Genomic DNA, 4,903 nt, shown 5'->3' on the forward strand with positions numbered 1-4,903 from the left:
CCGAGCTTTTTAAAATGTTGAATTTCTACCGGAAACGCCGCCGGACGCTGGATATCGATGGCAGTGACTTTCCTGGCGCCCATGGCATAGGCACCGAGGCAGACGTCCATACCGGCGTTGCCGGCGCCGATAACAACCACCTTTTCACCGACCTTCGGCCTGTTGCCACGATTAACTTCCTTGAGAAAGTCGAGCCCCTTGACCAGTCGTTCATGACCCGGGAACGGGATAACCACCGGGTTGTGAGCGCCGCTGGCGATCACAACCGAATCGTGATCTCCGCGGATTTTTTTGAACAGCTCTTCATCGACCGGGGAATTAACTTCAATATTAATGCCGAGCGCCTTGATCCGTTCAATTTCAGAATTCAGGGAATTCTCCGGCAGACTATCGGTCGGAATAACCTGGCGCAGTTTACCGCCAACCTCTTCATCTCCCTCGAAAATGGTCACAGCATGACCGGCCAGCCGGAGCTGCCAGGCCGCCGAAAGACCACCGGGGCCACCGCCGATGACGGCAACGTGCTTGCCGCTGTCAGCCTTCGGTTCGGGCGACTTCGCTTCGAGCGACATCCGCCCCAGTTCCTTCATGCCGACCGGCTTGTCGATAAATTGACGGGTGCAGGCGTCCATGCAGAGGTTAGGACAGACTTCGCCGCAGACCGACGCCGGGAACGGTGAATAGTTGAGCACATATTCCATTGACTCCTTGACCTTGCCGGCCCGCAGCAGATTAATCCGGTCCTGGGTCGGGATCGCACTCGGGCAGGAGACCTGACACGGGGCGCCGTACTTCTTGTCCTGCCAGTGCGGCACCTTGAGGCGATCGTCACCGGCATTGACCAGTCCGGCGACGTGGGTGTAGTCGTCCTTGACAACGTCGGCAAAGATGCCGCCATCCTCGACCCACTTTTGCAGACGGAACTCGTGCATGGTCGGGCGCGAGGCGACGACGTTCCGCTCCTCGTAAGACTTGGCGACAATCTTCTTCCACTTCGAAAAGTCGGTCAGCTCCTTGAGCAGTTTCTTTTTGTCGATCTTTTCAAGGAAGCCTGGCATGTTTTCCTTGAGGAACTTCTGATCGCCCTTGTCGAGATCGAGCAGCCAGACATCATCCGACAATCCCTTGACCGGACCACGAACATAAATCGTTCCACCGACCATGCCGGCGCAGGCGCGGTCACCGAGAACCGAATCGAGATCTTCGCGACCATAACCGCAGACCACGGCGATACCGCCTCCCATGAATTCAAAGGAGAAGGAGCCGGTGTTCTTCAGCACCCAGAATTGCGGTGCATCGTAGGCCGGATCGTGTTTCATCAGCGACCCGGAACGGGTTCCGACGCGACCGGCGACATAGATATTGCCACTGGCGGCGCAATGCGCCGTGGTATCGCCACCGTCGCCGAGAATGGTCAGCTCGGCGCCGGCGTTGAGCCAGCCGGCATCGGCCGGGGCCGAGCCTTCTACAATAATCTCGGTACCGTCAAGACCGAACGAGCCGACCCGTTGGCCCGGATTCTTGACCCGGAACTTGAGCGGGGCTCCATCTTCGGTCCAGAGTGGGCCGCCTATATCGTGATGACCAGATGAAGTAATTTCAAATTCGGTTTCGCCCTGATCCAGCGCGCTATAAACCTGCTGCAGCAGCTGCTGGGTCGAAATCCGCCGATTTTTCTCATCAAAACCGACAATTTTGGCAGACATATCGGATTCTCCTTAACAAACGTACTGAAGCTGAAGCTTGTCGGCGACAGCATGATCGGTGGATACCAGCGCGTCGGAACGACCGACCGGAAGCGAACTGTTGCCGATCGGCGCCAGCAATTTCCGGAATTCGGTATCCATCGCCAGGAAGTAGTTGACAATGTTCTGGGCGACCTTCTCCGGATCGAGACGATGTACCAGCGGACCTTCCTGGGTGGTGATCCCGACCGGGCAAAGCCCGGTGTTACAGGCATTGCAGCGGCCCATATCATTGCCGACACAACCGGCCATCTGCAGAATCAGCTTGCCACTGAATACGCCGTTGGCACCGAGAGCGATCATCTTGAAAGCATCGGCGGCAAGATCACCGGTTTTGCCGAGACCACCGGCAGCCCAGAGGGGAATCTGGCCCTGACGCCCCTGGGCGACAGCGGCAAGATAGCAATCCCGCAGTTTCGAGACAATCGGGTGTCCGGTGTGATCGAGTGAAACCTCGTGCGCGGCGCCGGTTCCGCCGTCGATACCATCGAGGAAGAATCCTCCGACAATATTGTACGGATCACGGACCAGGTTGTTGAAGACCGAGACCGAAGTCGCCGAAGCGGCAACCTTGATCGCAACCGGGACCCGGAACTTGAAGGCCGCGTTGAAGGAGAGAAACATCTTCTGCACGCTCTCCTCGATCGAATAGAGCCCCTGGTGGTTCGGCGGCGAGAGGAGATCGGCTTTCGGCACGCCGCGGATCGCCTGGATATGTTCGGCAACCTTGCCGGCCTGGAGCAGGCCGCCATCGCCCGGCTTGGCGCCCTGACCGATCTTGATCAGAACTCCGGCCGGATCTTCAAGCATGTGCGGCATCGCCTTGGCGATCCGGTTCCAGCCGAAGTGTCCCGAGGCAATCTGCAGAATCATGTATTTGAGATAACGGCTCTTGAGCAACCGGACCGGCACACCCCCTTCACCGGAACACATCCGGACCGGCAAACCACACTCCTAGTTGAGGTAGGCAGTCGCCATGGCGACTGCTTCCCACATACGCCAGGAGAGCGCACCGATCGACATATCACCGATAATCACCGGGTAGATCCAGCGCACAGGCGGCATCTTCTCTTTCGTGTCGAGCAACCCTTCAGGGCCGACGCCGAGAGGCAACTTCTTGGGCGGCATGATCCGACCGAACGGAGCCAGCAGGTCAAAGGTGTGACGCTGCGCATCCAGACTCGGGTCGGTCATCTGTGAAATACGGCCGACACGGATCTTGTCGAGAGTCCGGGAGGTTGATTCGAGATTTTTCCGGCCGCCCCGCTTGATCGAATCGCCGCCGAGACAGCGGGTGACGATCGGATGGCGGGTGTCGGGATTGCGCAACGGGGCAATCGCGTCGTTCGGGCAGACCTTCTCGCAAATGCCGCATCCGCGACAATAGTTCTTAATGTTCTTGACCTGGCGGATAACAGGGACGGCCGAGAAGCGCTGTTTCGGCTCTGGAAATTCCGATTCCGAGAAAACCATGCGTCGCCGCTCAACCTTCGCCTCAATGGCGCGGAAGGAGCAGGCGGAAACGCAGGAACCACACATCGTGCAGCGACTGGCATCATACTTGACCTTCCACGGGAGATCATTCGGCGTCACGTTCTGGACTCTCATTGTCTCCATCGCTGCACCTCCAGATTATTATCGATTGCGACAACCTCCCGCTCGTGCGGATAGATGTCGGCGTCCCACTGTCTATCGGGCAGGACTTCATTAATGCCACATACCTCGGATGAAATAACCACTGTCTCATCGGTGCGACCGATGACGACCGGACGCAGTTTCTTGGCATCACAGCAGGTAAACATCGTATTGTCCGGCAACACACCGATGATGGTGTTCGGACCGTTGATCTCAAGATGCGCCAGCGACTGACGGATCGCCAGAAGCTGCTCCTTGTCCTCACGATGTTCGATGTCCTCGAACGGCAAAGGCGTGATGACATGCTTGAAATAGGAAAGCGGCCAGCCGAGCTCCCGGTGGACATAGTGCAGCGAATAGAGGAAACACTGCGAATCCGACTCGAAGCCGATGTAGCCCCGGTGCAGTTTGCGCTGGAATTCAACATTCTTCAGGTAGAAGGTATTCTCGCCATTGGCCAAAGCCGTATAGCCCTGAAGGAAAAACGGATGCGCCGCGTAGCGGACGATGTCGTAGTTGGTGTTCTGGCGGCACTGGGCAGTGATAACCTTGGCCGTAAACTTTTCGTCCGGTTCCCAGAGATTGAAGTAGGTCCCGATATCACGCGGATCGCCAATCTCCTTAAGGGTAATCACGTCGGGCCAGAACGAGTAAACGAAGCCGAGCTCATCATCTTCAAGCGCTTCGCGCATTTGCAGGCGCATATCAACCAGAAGCTCTTCCTTTTCCTTCTGGTCGCCGTGGCGAAAACTCTTGGGATAGTCGAATGTTTCGAAAACATAGTTCGGCATGGCGTTGATATCGAGACCCGGCAGATCACTTGTTTCCGGAACCCACTGCATCACGCGTTGAAACCCGGCATCATGCAGGATATCTTCGGCAATTTTCAGACCTTCGTCAGTGCAGGCCATCGAAAGAGTCGGAAGATGCTTATAGCTTTCGAAGATCCCGCCAAGGTCGTGCATGACCATGGCAAATCCCGAGTTGTCGTGCCCCTTCTGCTGTGACTGCATTAATCGCAGGGCCTGGCTCGGGTGCACATAGTTCAAGCTCTTGATCGCTCCTATGCGGCACATATTATTTTTCCTCCGTTGAATCGGTTATTCTTAAACACAGAACGGTCAATCCATCGACCAGCCAGCAATATTGAGCAAGGAATATGCCAGCACGACTGGGTCCTGATCAGATCAATCAAATACCGGAATAAGATTCATAAGATACCAGAATCAAAAGGTTTATTCATAAAAAGCCAAACGATGCCTGGCAGAGTCAAAGCTGTTGCAATGGATAAAAAACCTGCCCCCTTGCAATAATTTGCACAATATGAGTACATAAAACACACAGTTCGCAGGGAAGCCAAGGAGAAACTAATGCTCTTGCCCCCATCGGTGCCATGAAAAAGCATTATTATTAAAGCACGAAATCGACCCTGCGTCGAAAGGAGCATGATATGAACAAGGGTGAACATGACAAAATCTGCAAGGCCGGCAACCGGGGCAAGATGCGCAACGTCGAACACCAGA

At 55.9% G+C, this 4,903-nt stretch carries 2 protein-coding genes and 1 pseudogene; all 3 read right to left on the reverse strand.

All coding sequences use genetic code 11. The features are described from left to right. On the reverse strand, window positions 1-1,706 hold a 1,706-nt coding region (locus tag C0623_08635), incomplete at its 3' end, for a 4Fe-4S ferredoxin (protein ID PLX99697.1). Window positions 1,707-1,718: 12 nt separating this feature from the next. Further along, window positions 1,719-3,362, reverse strand: a pseudogene (locus C0623_08640) (glutamate synthase). Continuing rightward, the gene (locus C0623_08645; GenBank protein ID PLX99698.1) at window positions 3,350-4,456 is read right to left on the reverse strand and encodes a glutamate synthase; all 1,107 of its coding nucleotides are present in this window, start codon (window positions 4,454-4,456) and stop codon (window positions 3,350-3,352) included. The pseudogene C0623_08640 and the gene C0623_08645 overlap by 13 nt, the downstream one beginning before the upstream one ends. Window positions 4,457-4,903 lie beyond the last annotated feature (447 nt).

This window comes from Desulfuromonas sp., assembly GCA_002869615.1.
GTDB lineage: Bacteria > Desulfobacterota > Desulfuromonadia > Desulfuromonadales > UBA2294 > BM707.